The sequence below is a fragment of the Arthrobacter silviterrae genome, from assembly GCF_011045165.1.
GTDB lineage: Bacteria > Actinomycetota > Actinomycetes > Actinomycetales > Micrococcaceae > Specibacter > Specibacter silviterrae.
The window spans coordinates 93,323-113,238 of record NZ_JAAKZI010000011.1; the positions used below are offsets into that span (position 1 = coordinate 93,323).

General features: G+C 58.6%; 18 protein-coding genes and 1 pseudogene. 10 read left to right on the forward strand and 9 right to left on the reverse strand.

Features of this window, described 5'->3' with window-relative positions:
* A complete protein-coding gene (locus G6N77_RS08425) occupies nucleotides 1-882 on the reverse strand; it encodes a response regulator transcription factor (protein WP_165181582.1) in 882 nt (293 codons plus the stop codon).
* Nucleotides 883-1,063: 181 nt separating this feature from the next.
* Between G6N77_RS08425 and G6N77_RS08430 the strand changes: the two genes are divergently transcribed.
* Complete coding sequence (locus G6N77_RS08430; RefSeq protein ID WP_306987400.1) at nucleotides 1,064-2,779, forward strand: sensor histidine kinase; 1,716 nt, start codon at nucleotides 1,064-1,066, stop codon at nucleotides 2,777-2,779.
* A gap of 310 nt (nucleotides 2,780-3,089) precedes the next feature.
* Here G6N77_RS08430 and G6N77_RS08435 read toward each other — a convergent pair whose 3' ends face one another.
* The 3 genes from G6N77_RS08435 to G6N77_RS08445 are packed head-to-tail and all read right to left on the reverse strand — an operon-like array spanning nucleotide 3,090 to nucleotide 5,095.
* Nucleotides 3,090-4,001 (reverse strand): hypothetical protein, encoded by a 912-nt coding sequence (locus tag G6N77_RS08435; RefSeq protein WP_165181583.1) that lies wholly within the window; start codon nucleotides 3,999-4,001, stop codon nucleotides 3,090-3,092.
* Nucleotides 4,002-4,009: 8 nt separating this feature from the next.
* A complete protein-coding gene (locus tag G6N77_RS08440) occupies nucleotides 4,010-4,570 on the reverse strand; it encodes a signal peptidase I (protein WP_165181584.1) in 561 nt (186 codons plus the stop codon).
* Between the two features lie 45 nt (nucleotides 4,571-4,615).
* Complete coding sequence (locus tag G6N77_RS08445; protein WP_165181585.1) at nucleotides 4,616-5,095, reverse strand: hypothetical protein; 480 nt, start codon at nucleotides 5,093-5,095, stop codon at nucleotides 4,616-4,618.
* An 836-nt stretch (nucleotides 5,096-5,931) separates the two neighbouring features.
* On the opposite strand from G6N77_RS08445, the gene G6N77_RS08450 reads away from it, so the two are divergent.
* The 3 genes from G6N77_RS08450 (at nucleotide 5,932) to G6N77_RS08460 (ending at nucleotide 7,379) form a co-directional block, all read left to right on the forward strand.
* A complete protein-coding gene (locus G6N77_RS08450; protein WP_205678127.1) occupies nucleotides 5,932-6,330 on the forward strand; it encodes a hypothetical protein in 399 nt (132 codons plus the stop codon).
* On the forward strand, nucleotides 6,327-6,866 hold the full coding sequence (locus G6N77_RS08455; protein WP_165181586.1) for an RES family NAD+ phosphorylase: 540 nt from the start codon (nucleotides 6,327-6,329) through the stop codon (nucleotides 6,864-6,866). The genes G6N77_RS08450 and G6N77_RS08455 overlap by 4 nt, the downstream gene beginning before the upstream one ends.
* 261 nt (nucleotides 6,867-7,127) lie before the next feature.
* Nucleotides 7,128-7,379 (forward strand): hypothetical protein, encoded by a 252-nt coding sequence (locus tag G6N77_RS08460; protein ID WP_165181587.1) that lies wholly within the window; start codon nucleotides 7,128-7,130, stop codon nucleotides 7,377-7,379.
* A 108-nt stretch (nucleotides 7,380-7,487) separates the two neighbouring features.
* On the opposite strand, the gene G6N77_RS08465 is transcribed toward G6N77_RS08460, so the two are convergent.
* The gene (locus tag G6N77_RS08465) at nucleotides 7,488-8,039 is read right to left on the reverse strand and encodes an alternate-type signal peptide domain-containing protein (protein ID WP_165181588.1); all 552 of its coding nucleotides are present in this window, start codon (nucleotides 8,037-8,039) and stop codon (nucleotides 7,488-7,490) included.
* 289 nt (nucleotides 8,040-8,328) lie between these two features.
* On the opposite strand from G6N77_RS08465, the gene G6N77_RS08470 reads away from it, so the two are divergent.
* On the forward strand, nucleotides 8,329-8,748 hold the full coding sequence (locus G6N77_RS08470) for a hypothetical protein (protein ID WP_165181589.1): 420 nt from the start codon (nucleotides 8,329-8,331) through the stop codon (nucleotides 8,746-8,748).
* A 365-nt stretch (nucleotides 8,749-9,113) separates the two neighbouring features.
* Here the strand turns inward: G6N77_RS08470 and G6N77_RS08475 are convergent, their stop codons facing one another.
* The 3 genes from G6N77_RS08475 to G6N77_RS08485 all read right to left on the reverse strand — a co-directional run bounded on the left by G6N77_RS08475 (nucleotide 9,114) and on the right by G6N77_RS08485 (nucleotide 12,042).
* The gene (locus G6N77_RS08475; RefSeq protein ID WP_165181590.1) at nucleotides 9,114-9,449 is read right to left on the reverse strand and encodes a hypothetical protein; all 336 of its coding nucleotides are present in this window, start codon (nucleotides 9,447-9,449) and stop codon (nucleotides 9,114-9,116) included.
* A gap of 194 nt (nucleotides 9,450-9,643) precedes the next feature.
* On the reverse strand, nucleotides 9,644-9,913 hold the full coding sequence (locus G6N77_RS08480) for a hypothetical protein (protein ID WP_165181591.1): 270 nt from the start codon (nucleotides 9,911-9,913) through the stop codon (nucleotides 9,644-9,646).
* Between the two features lie 899 nt (nucleotides 9,914-10,812).
* Complete coding sequence (locus G6N77_RS08485) at nucleotides 10,813-12,042, reverse strand: acyltransferase family protein (RefSeq protein ID WP_165181592.1); 1,230 nt, start codon at nucleotides 12,040-12,042, stop codon at nucleotides 10,813-10,815.
* Between the two features lie 298 nt (nucleotides 12,043-12,340).
* Here G6N77_RS08485 and nhaA point away from each other — a divergent pair, with 298 nt between their 5' ends.
* Nucleotides 12,341-13,642, forward strand: a complete 1,302-nt coding sequence (gene nhaA / locus G6N77_RS08490) for a Na+/H+ antiporter NhaA (RefSeq protein ID WP_165181593.1) — start codon at nucleotides 12,341-12,343, stop codon at nucleotides 13,640-13,642.
* A 5-nt stretch (nucleotides 13,643-13,647) separates the two neighbouring features.
* Nucleotides 13,648-14,103 (forward strand): VanZ family protein, encoded by a 456-nt coding sequence (locus tag G6N77_RS08495; protein WP_165181594.1) that lies wholly within the window; start codon nucleotides 13,648-13,650, stop codon nucleotides 14,101-14,103.
* Nucleotides 14,104-14,142: 39 nt separating this feature from the next.
* Here G6N77_RS08495 and G6N77_RS08500 read toward each other — a convergent pair whose 3' ends face one another.
* On the reverse strand, nucleotides 14,143-15,207 hold the full coding sequence (locus G6N77_RS08500) for an LCP family protein (protein ID WP_306987398.1): 1,065 nt from the start codon (nucleotides 15,205-15,207) through the stop codon (nucleotides 14,143-14,145).
* A gap of 248 nt (nucleotides 15,208-15,455) precedes the next feature.
* Here G6N77_RS08500 and G6N77_RS08505 point away from each other — a divergent pair, with 248 nt between their 5' ends.
* The 3 genes and pseudogenes from G6N77_RS08505 (at nucleotide 15,456) to G6N77_RS08515 (ending at nucleotide 19,738) form a co-directional block, all read left to right on the forward strand.
* Nucleotides 15,456-16,967, forward strand: coding sequence for a sugar transferase (locus tag G6N77_RS08505; protein WP_205678128.1), 1,512 nt, complete (start codon nucleotides 15,456-15,458; stop codon nucleotides 16,965-16,967).
* 5 nt (nucleotides 16,968-16,972) lie between these two features.
* On the forward strand, nucleotides 16,973-17,299 hold the full coding sequence (locus tag G6N77_RS20450) for a PqqD family protein (RefSeq protein WP_420867314.1): 327 nt from the start codon (nucleotides 16,973-16,975) through the stop codon (nucleotides 17,297-17,299).
* Nucleotides 17,300-19,038: 1,739 nt separating this feature from the next.
* A pseudogene (locus G6N77_RS08515) lies at nucleotides 19,039-19,738 on the forward strand (phosphocholine cytidylyltransferase family protein).
* Nucleotides 19,739-19,916 lie beyond the last annotated feature (178 nt).

Below are 19,916 nucleotides of genomic sequence, written 5' to 3' on the forward strand. Positions count from 1 at the left end.
CTAAACAACCAGCTTGTAACCCACCCCGCGCACGGTCTTGATCCAACGCGGCGAGCGCGGGTCGTCGCCCAGCTTCCGCCGCAGGTTGGCCATGTGGACCTCAATGGTCCGCTCGTCGGAATCGTTCACGTACGCGCCGCCGTGGTAGCCGTCCCCGCGCAGCCGGCGCACCAGCTCGGCCTTGGTGCGCACCAGGCTGCCGCTCTCCAGCATGGCCGCCAGCAGGTCAAATTCGGTCCGGGTGAGCTCCAGCTCCGCACCGTCCAGCTCGGCCGTGCGCGCGGCGCCGTCGAGCACCAGCCCGCTGTGCCCCAGGCTGCCGGGGCGGTCACCTTTCCCTTCAACGTCCGACGGCGGCACCCGGCGAGTAGCGCTGTCAACGTCCCCCGACGACGGCGGCACGCGGTGGGTGGCGCTGTCGACGTCCCCAGACGCCCCCGAACCCCGTTGATTGAGCCTGTCGAAATCCTCCGCCGTCGAACCCGCCGAACCAGCCGAACCCCCGGCACCCACCCGCGGCCGGCGCAGCATGGCCCCCACGCGGGCCCGCAGTTCGCGGGGCCGGAAGGGTTTCGTCAGATAGTCGTCGGCCCCGGTTTCCAGGCCCAGCAGGGTGTCCAGCTCGTCGCCGCGGGCGGTGAGCATGATGATGTAGCAGTCGCTGAAGAGCCGTATCCGGCGGGCCACCTCGAAGCCGTCAATGTCGGGCAGGCCCAAATCGAGGGTGACCACGGCGGGGTTGTGCCGCCGCACGGCTTCCACCCCGTCCACGCCGCTGTCCACGGCGTGGACGTCGAAGCCGGACTGGTTCAGGACCACGTTGATCAGCTCCCGGATGTCCTGGTCGTCCTCAATGACCACCGCTCCCCGTGGACTATCCATTACTCCCCCGCCAAACTCGAGACCGACAAAACCCGCAACATAGCAGCACTACCTTAGAAATTTGAGCCGGCAGCCAGCCACCCCCAGGCAACTGGCCGCCGGACGCACGCTCGCGCGGGCGTATCCACAGTATGACATCATCAATACCGTTGACCCAGTGCCTAACACCAATGGACATTAAGTGACCCGAACCGCCGACACCTTGATCCGCCGCCATTTCTACGACAGGTCGCTGCGCACCCGCGTGGTCCTCACCCAGGCACCGCTCACCCTGACCGTGGCGTTGATGCTGGCCCATGCGGCGATGCTATACCCGCAGGCGTACGGCAACCTGGCGTTCACCATTGGCATGTGGCTGCATGCTGCCATCTTCGTGGTGTGCCTGGCAGTGCCGTGGGACAGGCTTCCGCCGGCCGCGTTCCTCACCATCCCGTACCTGGATTTTGTGGCGATCGGCTTCTCACGGGAGGGCGGCCTGCAGTACGCCACCTCGGCCGGGCTGCTGGTGCTCTTCCCGGTGTTCTGGATTTCCGCGGCGGGCCTGGCCCGGCGCACGGCCATTGCCGGCAGCACCGTGGCCACCCTCCTGATGGTCTGGACGCCCGTGTTCCTGGCCGGCACAGAGGCCACGCCGGACCAGCTGGGCAAGCCGTTGCTGTTCCCCTTCATGATGGCCGGGTTTTCCGCCACCGTGGTGATCATCACCGCCAACATGGACCGCCAGCGCGTGGCCCTGCAGGAGAAGGACTTCCAGCTGCGGGAGGCCCTGGAGCAGAGCCGGCACCGCGAGCAGCTGCTGGCCGCGGTGGTGGACACCGTGGCCGTGGGACTGGTGGTGGTGGACGGGGACGGCCATGACCAGCTCATCAACTCCACGCAGGAAACCTTGCACGCCCTGGCCGTGCCGCGGGGCATGGCGGACCCGCCGGAGAAGGACCTGCTGGTTTTCGCGCCCGACGCCGTAACTCCCCTGAGTGCCGAGGCCCGCCCCGTGCGCCGGGCCGTCCAGGGTGAGTCCTTCACCAATTACCAGGTGTGGATTGGCCAGGGCGATTCGGCCCGGGCGGTCTCCACCACGGCCCGGCAAATTTCCACCAACGACGGCGGCAATGCCGGTGCCGTCATCGCGTTCCATGACGTGACGGAAATGGTGGCGGCACTCGCGGCCAAGGACGACTTCGTGGCCAATGTGTCGCACGAATTCCGCACCCCGTTGACCTCCATCCAGGGCTACCTGGGCCTGGCCCTGGATGAAGGGGAGCTGCTGCCGGCACACGTGGTGAAGTACCTGGGCGTGGCGGAACGCAATGCCGAACGCCTCAACGCCCTGGTGGCGGACCTGCTCTCCAGCGACCACATGACCATCTCCCCCGCCGTGGCGGATGTGGCCGGGATCGTGGCGGACAGCGTGGCGTCGGCGCGGCCGGCCGCTGACAAGAACGGCGTAGTGCTCACGGTGGAATCGCCGGCTTCTCTCCCCGCCCTGGTGGACGCCGGCCGCTTCGGCCAGGCGCTGGACAACCTGGTTTCGAACGCGGTCAAGTACTCGCCCGACGGCGGCACCGTCACGGTGCGTGCCTGGGCCGGCGACGGCGGCAGCACAGGCAGCGCCGCCGCAGCCGCCGCAGCCGGCGCCGGCAGCGCCGGCAGCGACCTATTCTGCGAAGTTCAGGACACCGGGATCGGCATGAGCAGTGCCGAGCAGGCAGATGCCTTCACCAAGTTCTTCCGCGCAGAACAGGCACTCAAGCGCTCCATCCCCGGCCTGGGCCTGGGACTGCAAATCACCCGGACCATCGTCACCAAGCACGGCGGCACGATTACCATTGAAAGCGCACGTGGCAAGGGCACCACCATGCGGATGGTGCTGCCCGGCTGCGTCCAGGATTCGGCATAATTCCACGGGCGCCAACAGCGCGGGCCAGATGCCCACCGCCGTCGCTCCCCGGTACAAGGTGGGCAGCCATTCCGCCCGCAACTCCCCCTGCGCGCAGTAATGTTCCCCCGGACCAGCAGCCATCGCAAATTTCCTCACGAGAAAGTCGCGCCCCCAGCAGGCACTAAGTGCTGCCCCCAGCAAGCACTTAACACCATTGAACCAAATAAGCAGAGCGTTGTGGCGACTTTGGTGGTCCGTGTCACATTTTTAAATCTGGAATATTCCATGCAAAACCGGTCCGCGCCCCAAAAGCCGCCGTCCGGGAGAGTCAGGAATCGGCCACGGTGCAGGAGGGGAAGTAGTATCTCACCACCTTGTACACGGGATCCCCGGCCTGGGTGCCGTTCATGGGCTGGATGCGCAGCGTGTAGTCCGCGTAGTACGGTGCCAGCAGGTCCAGCGGATTGACGGGGTTCCCGGCCGCATCGGTGGCGGCCTGCGGGAACACCAGCGTTGCCGCCAGGCCCGTGGCCGTGAACTCCACCCCGTAGCTGGAGGTCCGCGACTTCAGGCTCACCACATAGCTGGTGGCCCCGGGCGCCGCCGTCCAGGACAGGGGCAGGGCGGAGGTGGTGGCGGAGCGCACCACGGACTGGGAGGAGACGGTGAAGGGGCCCAGCGGGGACTGGCCCGCGGGGTCGGCGTAGGAGCAGTTGGTGGAATCGCTCGCGGAATACAGGTAGCTGCGGTACGCGGCATCGCCGGGGGTGGCGCCGTTGACGGGCAGGATCCGCAGCACGTAGCTGCCGTACGAGGCCGCAGTGCGGTCCAGGGTGAACACCGCGGACGCCCCTGTCACGGACGTGGTGGTGTTGTAGCTGTAGCCGGTGCCGGTGAACGTCAGCGTCACCGTGTACGCCGTGGCATTGGGCACGCCCAGCCAGGAAAACCTGATGTCCGCGGAGGTCTTGGTCTTCAGCGACGATTGCGGCTGCACCGAGGCGCACGTGACCAGGGCAGGGTTGACCGCCCCGGGGCGCACGGCCATGACGGGTGCGCTCACCACGGTGGCGTACTGCACGGGCGGTCCCCAGCTCCCGGCCGTGACGGCCATGGTGGCCGTGGCCTGCTGCTGCCACTTGGCTGCCGCCGCCGCGGTCCCACCGCCCACCAGCACTGTCACCAGGAAGAGCACGACGGCGGCGCGCCGGGTGGCCTTCGAGCCGGCCAGGCCCCTCACGCTGGCACCTACGCGTCCACCGAATCCGGGGACTGCCGGCGCGCAGCCGAAACCGCCTTGGACCGCCGCTTCGCCCGGCCCCGCACGCCCTGCACCAGGTTGAGCAGGCCAAAGCCGATCAGCCCGGCCGCCAGCACGGGCACCAATGCGCCCCGGTTGGTTTGGCCCAGGAGGTTGGCGGCAAAGCCCACATAGGGGACGGCGTAAAGCAGTTTGCCGCGGAGCTGCGGGGCGTGGACCGGGGAAGGATCGGCAAGGGCGTTGTTGTCGCCCTTCGTGGTGAGCACCCGCTCCCCCGCCTGCGTGGTGCCCACGGCGATGATGCGGTGGCTGATCACGGCGGGCTTGCCGGACTCCAGCTGGTAGGTGACGATGTCCCCCACCTTGAGTTCGTTGAACGGCGTGGGCTTGACCACCAGAAAGGTGCCCGGCGCGTACTTTGGCGCCATGGAGTTGGTGAGCACGGTGTACGTCTGCGAGCCCGTCGCAGCGGGCCCCACCACCAGCACCAGTGCGGCCAGGGCGGCAACGATGAATAGCAGGAATCCTGCAATGCGTCCGGTGGTCATGGTCTGGTCCTTTCAGGAAATTCGATGGCTGGGGTTGGCTGCGTGCTACAGCTGGGTCACGGAGAGCGGAATGCTGATGCCGGCGGTGGTGCCGGACAGGCTGGCGGGGGTAGCAGCGTCCAGTGACGCCTGGAAGCAAAACACCCCCGTGGCTCCCTTGGCGATGGTGGTGGCGGGCAGGTCAGTGGGAAGAACTGAGGTGTACAGGGAGGCGTCGGAGCACTGTGCCGCGGAAGTGGCGGCCACGGACTTGACCGTCAGGTAGCCGGCCAGGCCGCTCCCGCCGTCCGTCGCCGTCGGGCTGGAGGCAACGGCGGCCCGGAGCGTAAAGGCCCCGCCCGCATTCGTCACGTTGCCCAACTGGACCCCGGCGTAAACCGGCCGCCCCGGCACCAGGGTGCCGGCCGGCGTCGTGCTTAAGGAAAGGCTGGCGGCGGTGCCGTTGGGGAGGGTCATGTCCGTGACGGTGCCGGAGGGGGCGTCGCCGAGGGTGACGCGGAAGTCGGCGGCGGTGACTGTGCCCATGCCGGCGCCGGCCGCGGTGTTCCAGAGGGCTTAGCTGCCTTGCACGGCCAGCAGTCCCAGGATCACCGCAACCAGCATCAGTCCTGCCGCCTTCATGGCGTTCCCCCTGCCCGTGGTGTGAATTGGGTGGCAGGTGGCCCTGCCGCTGGGAACAACTATGCCCGGCGGACCTCAAGACGGGGGCGCAAAAATCCGGAAGATCTGCCGAAGATTGGCGCAGGATTTGAACCGGTCCCCAAGGCTGAATTTTGGCTCAAGACGGGCCAGGAATCTGGGCAGGACGTGGCAGGGCCGTGTGTAACCGGTTCGAATTCGACACCGCTCCCGAGACGATGTCAGCTGTTCAGGGTTTATGCCTTATTGAACGTCCCTGGCCGCGGTGGACTGCCCGGTAGTGGGAGCTTTGGCATGTGGCAATCCATCAGGCGTACGTAGTAGGCTACAGGAGCACTACGGGATCGGTCCTCTGTTCAATGGTTCACCATTCGAATAGGCAGCGTGGTGCATAGAAAGCATTGAAGGGCCCACCGCGGTGAGCCCTCTCTTTCGTTAACGCTGTTATTTGCGACGCAGACCAAGGGATATAGCACCTTGTAGCTCTTGAGAGTGGTGCCCGCCCGCGAGTCTGCCGAGGACATCAACTCATACCTCAACGGGGCAAGACCGTCGAACGGTTTGTGCGAAGTTAAAAGTGCTCTAGTGCCGCCATAAGAAGGGTGGAGGCCGACTCATGACTTTGCATCTACCGCCCTTGATATCTCACGCGCACTTTAAGATGTATTTTTGGGTGCATTTCTGCTATCGATTTACTGTTCCATCTGACATACAATCGAATTATGACAACCGTGATGAAGTCCGATCAACGACCAGGCCTGCGGGCCTATGACGACTCGGTCCGGCTCGCATTCCCCGAGCTGGTTTCGCAACTGCGCGAGATCCTTGGAGTGCGTCTCGTCGCGTACATCGGTGGTGTGAAGTCCGCACGATCGGTGTCCAGTTGGGCAGAAGGCACAGGGTCGCCCGGCGAGGTCGACCAAGAGCGCCTGCGCCATGCCTTCCACGTCGCTGGTTTGCTGAGAGAAAAGTACGACGCCGCTACGGTGCAGTCGTGGTTCAAGGGAATGAACCCTGCGCTGAATGACGACGCGCCGGCACACGTCCTGCGCGAGGTCGATCCAATGAAAGGCGCCCGCGACTTGATCGCCGCGGCAAAAGCGTTCGCCTACATCGGATGAGCAGCCCGGATCTCGAGATCGAGGGCTCCGAAGAGCCCAGCCAGGTCTGGCGTGTCGGCTTTGCGCCGGACGCCTGGGCATGGACACCGTGGACCTACGCCGACGATGAAGGTTTGTTCGGTGGTCGCTGGGACGACCAGCAGTACGGATCAGCGCACCAGAGTGGCCGATACTGCTTCGTTACGCATTCGCGTAGCATCGCAGCGCTGACTACCCACTACCCGTTCAACGAACATGGGCTTGCCGCCGGAGACGTCGACGCAGCCCTTCTGAAGGATGCCCGCGACCGAATTCTCACCCGCTCAATCGCCAGGTGGTTGTATGACCTCCATGACGAAGGGAACGTCGTCGATGGTGTGAGGTTCAATTCCCGTCACGGGGACGAGATCCGTGTCTGGGCCGTGTTCGAGCGTCCCGGTGACCCGGCACGAAGCCCACGCATCCAGCCTTCGGACGAGCCAGCCAAGGTGCATCCGGACCACCCTGAACTGCAGGAGGCATTCGCCCGATTTGACCTGCATTGGCACGAAGACTGAACCTTTAGGCACAGCCGAGGCCCGTCAGAGGTTTCGCGCTGCGCTGCCTGACTTGATCTGGAATGCCGCCGCGCTGGAGGGCAACACGAGGTCGCTTCCGGAGGTGCCGGCTCTCCTTGACTGGTCCACGGTCCAGGGCCAGAGAGCCGACGAGGAGCAGCAGATCCTGGCCCCCAGCGTGGGCTACACCTGGTCGACGAACTTGCCGGAGCAGGCGCCTTCTAGCTCGACAAAACAACCTCAGACCGAATCCATAAAAATGTGGCCCGGCACGAGGCCATCGAGTCGGGCCGTTTTCGCGGCGAACGCACTGTGCAGGGCGGCGGCACTCTGCGCCTGATGAGCGGCGGCTACGTCGACGGCGTCCCACAAGCAGAGCGTTCCGGACGCTGGCAGCGGCTCATGATGGCTGGCGAGCTCATGGCCCTCGGCTTCGATGCAGTGAACATCCCCTACGCGCGACGGCGGGTGGTTTGGGGCCTGCGCCTGGTGGCATTCTGGAGCTGGGCTTAGACTACGCCGGCGCCGGCGGCGGTGCTCCCGAGGGCGTAGCTGCCGTGCACGGCCAGCAGTCCCAGGATCACCGCCACCAGAATCAGTCCCGCCGCCTTCATGACGGAATTAGGACTTGTTGGCGGAGGCGGGAGCCTGCTGCACCAGCGAATAGCCCACGCCGCTGAAGTCGTAGTTGGCACCCACGTCGCTCCGGCCCGCGGTGGAGGTGTTGAAGGTGAAGGTGGTGGAGGCCTGGACGGTGCCCGAATCGGCCGGAAGCAGCACCGTGCCGGGCAGAATCTGGGTGCCCTTGGTCAGCGTGGTGGCGGAGACGGAGACCGTGGCGGGGTCAAAGCCGTTGTTGATGCCGGCGCCAGTGACGGCCAGCTTGGCGGCCATGAGATCGCCGGAGATGGTCAGGTTGAGGTCCTGCGTGTAGATCAGGACGTCGCCGGGAACCACCTTGTAGCTGGCGATGTCGATCTTGGTACCGGCCGCGTTGGTCCACTGGCCCTGGCCGGCGGTGGTGGTGCTGGGGACCAGGTTGAGATCGCCCGTGACCACCTTGCCCATGGAGGCGTTTTGCGCCAGGTTCCAGGTGGCGAGTGTTCCGCCGCCGCCTACCAGAAGGATGACTCCCAAGCCGGTTGCGATTGCGCCTTTGGCCATCTTGTTCATGACGTTCCCCTTTGTGATGTGGTGCTGTTTGCGTGGGTGGCAGGTGGTCCTGCCGTTGGGAACAACTGTGCTGGATGGACCTCAAGAAGGGGGTACAAAATTGCGGAAGATCCGCCGAAGATTGGCGCAGAATTTCCACCGGTCCTCAAGGCTGAACTTTGGCTCAAGATTGGCTGAGGATCCGCGCAGGATATGGCCGGAAGGCACTAATTCCATACCCTGACGGGCCGGGCGAACCTACTGTTGAAGGTAGTTGATTCGGCAAACGAGGGGTGGAGGAAAACACGCCATGTCACACAGTCAGCGCTACCTGGTGAGCCTGGCACAGTTGCACCGCCTGGAGGCCTCCCTCGGTGGTGATGCCGCAGCCTGCCGCGGAGTGGTCAGCATTTATGTCAACATGTGGGGCCCCCGGTTCCGGAGGCTCTCAAGCACCATTTTGGCGGACGATCTGGAGGGCGCCATGGACTCGGCCCTGAGTGTTTTTACCTCCAGCCACATGGTGGGTGCCGAGAGGCTGGAAGACCATGCCGAACACCTTGTCGAAGCCTTGCGGCACAAAGACCTGAACCAGGCAGCACGGGAGCTGCCCGCCCTGGGAGACTGCGGGGACCTGACCGTGGCCGATCTGAGGGTGGGCTACCTGGCGGGCCGGCCCTCACTTCATGAAAGCGGCTCCCCCGCAGCCACCCACTCGAGAAAGGAATAACGCCATGTTCAAGAACCACCACAGCCGCTACGACGAGCAGTCGCAGGTGTGGAAATACGTCATGTTCGCATTGCTGGCCGTGGCCGTGATCTTCCTCGCCATAGTGGCGCTAAACAGCTAGTTCGCCGCGGGCACACCTGCCACCGCCAGCTTTTTCCCAGCCAAACGCCATAGTGTTTGGCGTGGCTGGGAGGCCAATCTCAACAGAGGGACAGGGAATGAATTTCAGGCGCAAGGACCGTTTTGACGAGGGCACCCAGCTGTGGAAGTACGTGGGCATAGGAGTGCTGGCCGCAGCTGTCATTGTGGTGGCCCTGCTGGTCTTTATGCACTGACGTTCAGTGGGCCGCGCCGCCCCACCCCCCCTACTGGAAACGGGGTATAAACGAGTCTCCGGCAACGTTGAGGGTATCGGCCGTGGTCTGGTTGCACATGGCCGTTCCCGCGTATAGGCGAGTCTTGAAATTGACCGTGAATGACTGGTTGGCAACCAAGGGAACATTCAGCGTAAATTCGTAGACCATCCACTGGAAACCTTTGGCATCTACCCCGCCGTCAGTGATGGACGGGCCGGAAAACAGAATCGTTCCGTCGGCAGTGGTTACCGTCAGGCTGGTCCACATCTGTCCCACAGCAACCCCGTGGGTGGATGCAACCGACTCCACCGGCATCCAATCCTGGAACTTGCCGCCCACCGGCATGGTTGCCGGGCCGTTATTGGTAAATGTGATGGGGTGCCCGGGAATGGAGTTCTTCTAGATCTTCCATATGCCGAGGCCCGCAGTGCTTCTGGGACAAGGCACGACGCCGGCAGGCAAGTACCGCCGTCAGGCTCAGAGGTCCCGGGGCTGGCTTGGGGAGCCACCGGACGGGTGCGACATTCGGCCCATGAGCCTCAGGACTGGGCGGCCCGCCCCAAAGCCACGCCGCTCTGGGCAACGGCCATCGCGGCCATCAAGGCAGGCGTAACCTCGGAATCCCTCACTGCATGGCCGTAGAAGCTGTCGCACTTGGTGCAGGTGTAATCGATGTCCCAGAACTCGGCGCCGCCGCGCCGCCGCCAGCGGGCACGCTCAATGAAGATGTGCTCATCGGTGCCGCACACCTCACACCAAATCCGGCCGGCCGGGTCTTCCTCGACGGCTGCCAGGACCTGTTCATTCACCTTTGAATTGCCCCGGTTGTGCATGTCAACTCACCCCTTCGGCGAATCCGTCCGAGACCCGGATCCAAATTGATGCCACCAACTATGAGACCGGCCATTAGCGGCTGTCCCGGACAAGATTATCGAGGTCACGCTAGTTGTATTGGTCGTGTGATCGGACCGAATAGAGTTGGCGGACAATGGCGCGGCGTTTTACCCAATGCGCCGCAGACAGATCGGCCAGCTGGTATCTATGCGTCCTCGCTCCAGGTCGAGGCGATCACCAACATGCCATAGATACCGACCACCCCGGGAAATAACAAACGCGTCCAACAGCCCCTGTTCCTGCGACAAGTAGCCGCTGTGTCGCAACCCACAAGGAGCTCCAGCCCCAAGTCGACCATTCGACATGATCTACAACCGCGAGCCCCCGCACCAGAGACCACTGGAAGGCACGACCATGGAGCAGTCGCAGGACGCTACCTCTGTCGCCGAAGCAGCCAAGCCAGAAATAGTTCGCGATGTCGCATCGCCATCATCCGAACACCGGCCCCGGCCGATTCCACGATGCCGCCCCGGTGTCTCCTTCCGTGTATTTACTAACCGTCGCCCGATCCGCCTCCGGTGCCCGCTCCGGAGGCAGAAATACACCCGTCGCCGGTCCGACGATTGAAGTTGGCGACCGGGGACGGTACGGCGTCGAAGGTCCGCGGCAGTTTAGCGCTCTCGTCGGCTACGGGCGTCCAGACATCGCAGGACTATCCCGACGGTGTGGTCAGAATTGGCCGGATCCATTTCTCCCAGACCAAGCAAGTGACTTTGAGTGAACTCTGAAACATCTGCCGAATGTCACCAAATTGTTGGGACGGAACTATCGCCGAGATCCTGCTACATGACAGCATCAATCATCTCCATGCTAATTAAGCATCGGACGCATGATTTTCACTAAGAATCGTATTTGCAGACCGAACTCCGCGCTTGCTGAAACCAGAAATAAACTTCCTACCGGGCTCTTCCACCAACTTGTAAACTACAACAGCAGTGGCCAGCGAGGTGACGTAATATGTCAACAGAATAATTAGACGAATTATCCAATTGCTTGATACGAAATGAGTCCATGGGAGAATCTTTCCACCAACCATGAGTACCAAGAAATGGACCATGTAAAGACTGTACGATATACGACCACCAAAGTCCATGAACCGACTGGATAGGAAGACCCTAACCGGACCTACCGCTCCTGCGCAACCCAAAATGACGATTCCAATGAAAGGTAGAACTAGGAAATTTCGCGCGCCGACTCCATTGGACCACAGGATGATAGCCACTATTCCTACCAACCCAGTCAGTGCTAGCAAATCGTAGCGCTTGCTTGGTTTGCAACCTAATTTCCAGAATCGCCAGAGAAAACATCCGGCGGTGAATTCACCGAAAATGCGGAGCCAAATGCCCAAATAACCCGTGGGGCTAAATTCGTACTTAATTTCAAGATATTGCATGCCGACCACCACCAGCATCATCGCAGCACCACTGAGCCCTAGGAGCCAGGACTTGGATTTCACACGCATAACTGCAACTATGAACAGAGGAAATAGAATGTACGCACCAAATTCTGCGCTGATCGACCATGCAGGATTATTCCATGCTTGGGCGGGTGGGATGCTTTGCATCATAAAAATATTCATAATGAAGCTTCTCGTATCGTATTTTTCGCTTGAATTAAGGTCAATATGAAGAACTGAAGCGCCTAAGACAAAAGCCCCAGCGGCGCCCAGAGTCAGTATGTGTACGGGATACAGCCTAGCGATTCGCTTCTGAATAAATTCCTTGTATCCGGCAAAACTAAGGTTTTGAAATCGTTCGGCATAGTTGTGACTGATGATAAACCCGCTGAGTATGAAGAATACCTCGACGCCCAAATAGCCGGAATTGATCATCACGCTTGCCCGATCCGCACCCGGAAACAGCCCCATCAATACGCTGCCGAAGTGTTCCGCCACAACCCATAATGCAGCTAGAATTCGGATGCCGGTCAGCGCTTGAATCGTCGAGACGCGAGATTGCGTCATACTACCCCTAAGAAAGTCTTGATTTGAACCAATCGTACCGAAGTTTGCAGGCAACCCTGAACGGTAGATATGACGTGCCATGAAGTTGGTTGCTTAACGTCTTCATCCAACCTGGCTGCCCCAAGCCTCAACCGCCGCGCTATTCCCGATCGTACCAATGGACACCGGGTGGGACATTTTCCCGGCATTTCCTACGTCCTGATCACAGTCCAGTCCATGAATCCGCCATTGACAGCGCGTGAGCCTGCCACCTCAGCATTGGGAAGCTAAACTGGATGTTAGGTGCGCCGGGAAGTCTGGTCGGCAACGTCATAGCCGCACCCAAAAGTTCCTCCAGAAACTGGTCGAACCTTGGCCCAATGAGAGGGCGTACCAGCCCATGAGTTTCACTTCCCCACGGCGCATATTCACGCGCAGCAGCTACCGCGAGTCCCTGCACATTGGCCGGATTCTGCGCTCAGAAACTGTCGGCGGTGCCCTGCTGCTGGCCGCCACCGTGATCGCCCTCATCTGGGCCAACTCCCCCGCGGAGGACGGCTACTTTGCACTTCGCGACTTCAAGCTCGGCCCGGAAGCGTTGCACCTGAATCTCAGCCTGGGCGGCTGGGCCTCGGACGGGCTGCTGGCCATCTTCTTCTTTGTGGCCGGCCTGGAGCTCAAGCGCGAATTCGTCGCGGGCGACCTTCGAAACCCGGCCAAGGCCGCCGTGCCTATCGCGGCAGCATTCGGCGGAGTCATCATCCCGGCCGTTTTGTTCACGGTGGTCAACTTGTCGGCAGGTCCTGCCGTGTTGAAAGGGTGGGCCATCCCCACCGCAACGGACATCGCCTTTGCCTTGGCAGTGCTGGCCGTCATCAGCACCCACCTGCCCACGGCGCTGCGAACATTTCTGTTGACGCTTGCCGTGGTGGACGACCTCATTGCCATCGCCATCATCGCGGTCTTCTATCCCGGTGAATTGCACCTTCAGTACCTGGCCCTTGCGCTGCTCCCACTGCTCGCATTCACCTGGCTGGTTCAAAAGCGCATCACCGCCTGGTATTTCTTGGTCCCCCTGGCCCTTGTCACGTGGGTCTTGGTCCATTCCTCAGGGATCCACGCCACCGTTGCCGGCGTGCTGCTGGGCTTCGCCGTCCCCGTGACCCGCTCCGCCAAGCGCGGCGGACCCTCCGCCGGCCCCGGACTCGCCGAGCACTTTGAGCACCTTGTCCGGCCCGTCTCCGCGGGAGTGGCCGTGCCGCTATTTGCATTCTTCTCCGCCGGCGTTGCCCTGGGCGGCGCCTCAGGGCTGAAGGACGCCCTTACGGACTCCGTGGCCGTCGGCATTGTTGTGGCCCTGGTGGCAGGCAAGTTCCTGGGCGTCTTCGGCACCACCTGGCTCGTAACCAAAACCACCAAGGCCAAGCTCGACGACGGCCTGGCCTGGATTGATGTTGCCGGCCTGGCGCTGTTGGCAGGCGTGGGCTTCACAGTGTCGCTATTGATCAGCGAACTCAGCTACGGGGATGCCAGCCCGCATTACAGCCACGCGAAGGTCGCGATCCTGGCAGGGTCAGTCTTGGCCGCCCTGCTTGCAGCCGTGGTATTGCGCAGCCGCAACCGCTGCTACCGTAAACTGGCGGTGAGCGAGAGCCGCGATGATGACGGCGACGGCATCCCGGACATCTACCAAAAAGACTGAGCTACATGATCAAGCCCCTTCACCGAATTGCCTTGGCGGCTGCCGCCATTTACCTTGTCGGCGTGGCCATGGTGGTATTTTGGCCAACGCCAGTTGACCGGCCAGCCAGCGGTGAGCTGCACCTCGTCATTGACTGGCTGCATGTCCATGGCCTGCCGAAGTTCATTGGCTACAACCAGGTTGAGTTCACTGCGAACATCGCCATGTTCCTACCGATGGGACTGATTCTCTCCATTTGGTTTAAGAACGGTTGGGTAGGCCTTGTCGTTGGTTCCTTGGCGTCATGCTTCATTGAGCTCAGCCAGTACCTCTTCCTGCCCCACAGATATGCTTCGGGGTTAGACGTTCTGGCGAACACAATGGGCGCCGCCATAGGAGCCGCACTCTATATCGCCGGCCACCGACGCCATGGGTTGAGTTTGTCGTTGCCGGTGGTTGAGCTTGTCGAAACCCATGGTTGAGCCTGTCGAAACCCGGCTCCTCCACCACAAACTACCGAATCAATGCACCAACCCGTGAACATCAAGGTAGGAAGCCAGCTGGTCGTCCTTCATGGCTTCGGCAATTTCCTTTACGGTCTTCGCGTCGTTAATGACGATCGACTGACCGTCTGCGGAAGTTCCAGTGCCTAGGTTGGGCAACGTGAACGTCTTGAAATTGGCAGGTCGGATGTCTTTCAATTCAACAGCCAGCCCGGCAATAGCAGCTGCGTTGAACCCCTTGTCAACGCTGACGAATGGCGAGAACTTCCCCACCAAGTTGGAGACCGTCACCGGGTTGGTCAGGGTGGATGGCGTCAGGACTTTGGCCAGCACCGCCTTGAGGAACAGCTGCTGGTTCTTGACCCGTTGGTAGTCACCATCTGCGAATGCATACCGCTCTCGAACAAACGCCAATGCCTGTTCTCCCGACAGTGTTTGAAGCCCACGCTCGAAAGTGTGGCCTTTCAAGAAGCTGCTTTGAAATGTGGCCGGATTATTGACCTGCACCCCCCCGACTGCGTCGGTGATCGACTTGAATCCCTCAAAGTCAACGATCATCACATGGTCGATTCGAGTGTCAAACATGCCTTCAAGTGTTTGAACCACCAAAGGCACCCCGCCAAAGGCCATAGCCGCATTGATCTTGGCCTCGCCGTGGCCGGGGATGGAAACCCAGGTATCCCGCATGATGGACATAGCGTAGACATTTTTGTGGTCAGCGGGAACGTGGACCATCATCATGGTGTCGGATCGTTGGTCCGATGCGCCGCCCTGCTCAGCCGTGTTCAGACTGGCACCGCGGCTGTCACTGCCAAGTACGAGAATGTTAGTCGCATTCGCGCCGGCGCCAGTTGTCGGCTTTGTGGGCCGCAAGGACTCCGCCGGAAACGCCTGGTCGATCTTCTGAGACTTGCTGTCAAAGGAGTGTGCCAGGTTGAACACAAAAAAGCCGGCCACAACAGCCGCTACAACGAATAAAGCAAGGAAACCCAGCAGCACATTTCGTGTAGTTCGGCGCTGGCGAGGGGCCTCTTCCGAGGGCAGGACGGGATCGTCTTGTGTGTTTTGGAGCGAACTTTCCACGAATGAGTCCCTCAGGTAGGCAGGTGGGCTATCACCACCCATTGTGTCACCTGCATGCCGCTACCAAGCGGTAGAGGGTTCATGACGACCCTAACCTCCTCAGCGAGGGGCTATCCTCCTGTATGATTCTGAATGAATGCTGGCAACTGCTGATTCATTATTGGTACGGCCCGCGCGTCTCAACCTTCGCACCTTCATTTTTGCGCGGGCAAGATCGTCGAGCTATATGGCTGAAGTGCGGAGTTTAATTGGGGCAGACGTCTATAGGTAGTGACGAGTTCACCGGCGCGCATGGCCACGTCGGCAAACCGTTCGCACGTCGATCAGGTCCAGGCAATTGGCGGCAGGCATACATCCACCGTCTACGCTGGGTCGATGCAACGATTATTTTCGTTGCCCTCTTGGCAGCCCAATTGGCCCGCTTCGGTATCGACAGGACCGATCTGAAAATCGGGCCAGTAACGGTTCCCTACTGGTCCTGCGGAATCATGCTTGGGCTGGCTTGGTACGTCATGCTCGGCGCGTGGGATAGTCGCAAAATTCGAATCGTCGGTTTGGGAACGGAAGAGTTCAAGCTCGTTCTGACAGCCACTACATGGCTGTTCGGAACTGTCGCAATAGTTTCCTACGCATTTGGTTTGCAAACGGCACGGGGCTACATCCTCCTAGCCCTTCCGCTAGGTAGCCTCGGGATCATCCTTTCTCGCTGGATTCAAAGGCAGCTTCTTCACCGGAAACGTCGCTACGGGCATTCCTCCGCCAGGGTTCTGGTAGTTGCGGGACCTTACTCGGCAGCCCACCTCACTAAGTCACTGGCCCGCCAGCCGTCCGCGGGGTTTATACCCGTAGCCGCTCATATCCCAGGTTTGGACCCCGAGTTTGAGCTCAACGAGGGGGTTCTTGGAACTCGACTCGCAGGCACTGGAGAATCCGTCGAGTCAATTCTAGAGTCGATTTACTTGCACAACGCGGACACAGTGGCGTTGTCCTCGGGGCTGGCAATGCCGCCCCATAAGATTCGAGACCTAGGATGGGCGCTGGCGGACCGTCGCATCAGACTCATCATGGCACCGGCCCTCACCGATATAGCCGGCCCCCGAGTGCACGTCCAGCCAGTTTCGGGACTTCCATTAGTTCATGTTTCGACACCGCAATTTAGTTCAGGTGCCCGTTTCGCGAAGCGCATTTTCGATATCCTCGCATCTTCGCTATTGGTCGTGGTTCTATCGCCTGTCATTTTGACGGTGGCGTTGGTGGTAAGGTTCGGCGGCGGGCCAATCCTATTCAAACAATCAAGAGTGGGATTGCAAGGACAGGTATTTGAAATGCTTAAGTTTCGCTCCATGGCAGTTGGCGCGGAACAACAAGTTGAGGAACTTATCGATAGATCCGAAGGCAACGGCGTCATGTTCAAGATGAAAAACGACCCCCGCGTAACGTCCGCAGGTAAATGGATGCGGCGTTTCAGCCTTGACGAACTTCCACAGCTCCTTAATGTCCTAATCGGAAATATGAGTCTGGTCGGCCCCCGCCCTCCACTTGAGAGCGAAGCCGCCGTCTACGAGAAACATGTACACAGACGTTTCATGGTCAAACCGGGCATTACTGGTCTTTGGCAAGTTAGCGGCCGGTCCGATCTGTCCTGGCAGGACACAGTACGGTTGGATCTTTACTACGTAGAAAATTGGTCGTTCGCTGGCGACATTATTATCTTACTAAAAACTCTTAAAGCTGTACTGCGACGAGAAGGAGCTTACTGACGATGATGGCCAACGTCAATGAGGCCAACCAGGTATGGACAATCAACTCCGACATCGCCCACATAGAACAAGACAGTCTAAATCGCGTGGCCATCCTAAATTTGAAAATAAACCAGCCAGTTATACTAAGCCGAACGGCGGCGGAACTATGGCATCTAATTATTTCGGGTTCGACTAGGCACGAACTAGTAAAGTTCATTTTTGAAAAATACGAAATCTCTTCGAATGAAGCCAATATTCACGTCAAAAAATTCATCGACTCATTGATAATGGCCAAAATTATCTTATCTCGATCCACTTCAAATCAGGGCATTCCGGCAAATCATGGATAATATGGCATATAATCGAAATCTGAATTCAACGGATAATACCATTGGCACGGGATTAGGAAAGAATCAAATCCAGAAAAGGGATATTTACACGCAGGAACTCGTAGATCTGGCCATGTATGTCTAGGCGAAGGACAATAGGCCCGACAATCTGGTGGGTATTCTATGGAGTCATTGCCTGCGTCGTGGCTATCATTAATCCGCTAATCGGAATTTCGATTGGCGCAGCGCCAGTAATTATTTGGTCGCTTACCCGAAAATCGTGGATCCGAATGAGTGTGGTGTTAGGAGGGGGGTTCTACACCTTAGGTTCCAGCTCTGACGTGGGACCACTAAAGATCGTCTACATGGCATTGTTGATATTTTGCTCGCTCGTTTCAAGTTACCGCCTGATAATAAATCCTCCCCCTTGGATTCGTCCGTTCAAAAAGACAATTGTTTGGGGAATCGCGTTCTTGCTGTGCATGATCATTGGAACCATGTTTCTTCCAACCTTTGATCTACTTACTACGATTCGACAGAGCGTATTCTATTTACTCGTAATTTTATCGCCCATAATCGGACTAGATGCCGGCCGGGATATGCGACCACGGTTCGTACTCAATATGATAGGAATAATCGGAACGATATCCGCGGCCGGATTCGCTGCCGATTGGCTTGAAAGACGCAACATATCGAGCGTCGAGATAGGTCGTTTCATGCTTTCAAGCCTCGTAGTACCATCGTTAACTTTTGCCCTTGCGCTCGTCTGCGTGTGCTACGCAAAGGGATTGTTGCGTATATTGTGGTTCATTCCCATCATTGTTATTCCTGCCGCCATGCTGGTTACGGGCACTCGGACTAATCTGATCATCTACGTCGCAATATTGGGCGTTATCGGTAATCGGAAATATATGAGGGTTCCACTTAATAGAGTTCTAATTATTACCGCTAGTGCCTGTGCTGGAACATTGGCCTTAATACCCCTACTGGCCTCAAGCCTGCTTCGAGATCCAGGATTTTTGATGACGCGTTTGCAAGCCCTGCTCACAGTAGTCGGTGGAGATGGGCAAGCCGATGAATCTTTCCGCCTAAGAACCGAACAATATGAGTACGCCTGGAGTCGGATTCACGAGAGTCCATTCTTCGGGTTTGGGCCAGGGTTCACGGCAGATATCCCCATGGATACTCCGTTGGTGACCATAGTGAAATTTGGTTTTGTCGGGTCTAGTATCCTAATTATCTTCCTATTCGTCGCCCTTACAGCTATAAGACACACGGCCAGAAAGTATGGATACGGCGCAATTCACGCATCACTTCGAGGATTCATATTAGTATTTTTGGCCCTTATTCCGTTCGGAACCCCATTCGAAGATCGAGGATTCGGCTTCTTACTGATGCTTATTTTTATGGGAGTAAGTTCGTTCGCGCAAAATGAGTACAATAGATTGTCAAAAACAGCGAATAGCGGCCGAATCGTCCCAAAGTTGTTGGACATACATCCACGTAAATTGCCGCTAACGACGATAGATTTGCGGCTAAGGCGCTAACGTTTTGCGACACCGTACCGCTGACACTTCAACAAATGAATTTATAAATTAGATTCTTGGACACATTTACTACAATCGGTATTGCGAGCTTAATAGAGTTCACCTAGAATCATTATTATTTATGCATACAACCCAACGACAATCGAATAATATCTGAGACTAGAGCACAATATTAGCTTTACATTTCTGCCATCGTCAAAGAAGGATGCGACAATGACTATCCAAGCTGTAATTCTAGCCGCTGGAATGGGAACTCGGTTGGCAAGACCACACCCCAAGCCTCTTACCAGATTAATTGATGGAAGTTCAATAATGCATCAGCAGTTGGCGAACCTGCAGTCAGCTTTTGGGAAGAAATTCAACCTCAGCATCGTTGTGGGCTATAAGATGGAACAAATTATGGAGCATGTTCCCGATGCGTCATTCGTATACAATGAAAATTTTGATCAGACGAACACCTCAAAAAGTCTGCTAAAGGCCCTTTCGAATTCCGCCAGCGGAGGTGTGCTTTGGATGAATGGTGATGTAGTTTTTGATTCCAAAATTCTAGATTATGTTAAACCTTTTATTCAGAATGAGCAATCCTTTGTAACTGTTAATGTATCCTCCGTTTCTGATGAAGAGGTGAAATATACTATTGACAACAACGGATTCATTGATCTTCTATCCAAAAGCGTGCCTCACGACTTGGCAGGCGGAGAGGCCGTTGGAATTAATTACGTTTCAAAATATGACAAGAAAAAGTTCATTTAAGTCGCTAATTGAAGTGGATGAACAAGATTATTTTGAAGGCGCAATAGAATTGACAATAAAGGAATTGGGTGTTAAGTGGCTTCCGATTGATATTTCCAATTACTATGCCGTTGAAGTGGACTTCCCCGATGATCTTGTTCGGGCAAATGAGCGGATTTGATTTGCATGTGAGGTATCCCGGGTAAGATACCGCCTTCTTGTGAGAGAAAGATAGGGATTAGCCTCGATTTTTCATGACTCGGGGATTTTCGTGGATCAGGGCTTACCGGCTGCCTGATGGTTCTGATTTTGGCATGTGGGTGTGACAACGTGGCCGCTGCCGTGGCGGTTGGTGGTGG

Coding starts and splice junctions, on each gene's coding strand:
- G6N77_RS08425 (WP_165181582.1), bottom strand. CDS start 882: ATGGATAGTCCACGGGGAGCGGTGGTCATTGAGGACGACCAGGACATC.
- G6N77_RS08440 (WP_165181584.1), bottom strand. CDS start 4,570: ATGACCACCGGACGCATTGCAGGATTCCTGCTATTCATCGTTGCCGCC.
- G6N77_RS08445 (WP_165181585.1), bottom strand. CDS start 5,095: ATGGGCACAGTCACCGCCGCCGACTTCCGCGTCACCCTCGGCGACGCC.
- G6N77_RS08450 (WP_205678127.1), top strand. CDS start 5,932: ATGACAACCGTGATGAAGTCCGATCAACGACCAGGCCTGCGGGCCTAT.
- G6N77_RS08455 (WP_165181586.1), top strand. CDS start 6,327: ATGAGCAGCCCGGATCTCGAGATCGAGGGCTCCGAAGAGCCCAGCCAG.
- G6N77_RS08465 (WP_165181588.1), bottom strand. CDS start 8,039: ATGAACAAGATGGCCAAAGGCGCAATCGCAACCGGCTTGGGAGTCATC.
- G6N77_RS08470 (WP_165181589.1), top strand. CDS start 8,329: ATGTCACACAGTCAGCGCTACCTGGTGAGCCTGGCACAGTTGCACCGC.
- G6N77_RS08475 (WP_165181590.1), bottom strand. CDS start 9,449: ATGCCGGTGGGCGGCAAGTTCCAGGATTGGATGCCGGTGGAGTCGGTT.
- G6N77_RS08485 (WP_165181592.1), bottom strand. CDS start 12,042: ATGGCACGTCATATCTACCGTTCAGGGTTGCCTGCAAACTTCGGTACG.
- nhaA (WP_165181593.1), top strand. CDS start 12,341: ATGAGTTTCACTTCCCCACGGCGCATATTCACGCGCAGCAGCTACCGC.
- G6N77_RS08495 (WP_165181594.1), top strand. CDS start 13,648: ATGATCAAGCCCCTTCACCGAATTGCCTTGGCGGCTGCCGCCATTTAC.
- G6N77_RS20450 (WP_420867314.1), top strand. CDS start 16,973: ATGGCCAACGTCAATGAGGCCAACCAGGTATGGACAATCAACTCCGAC.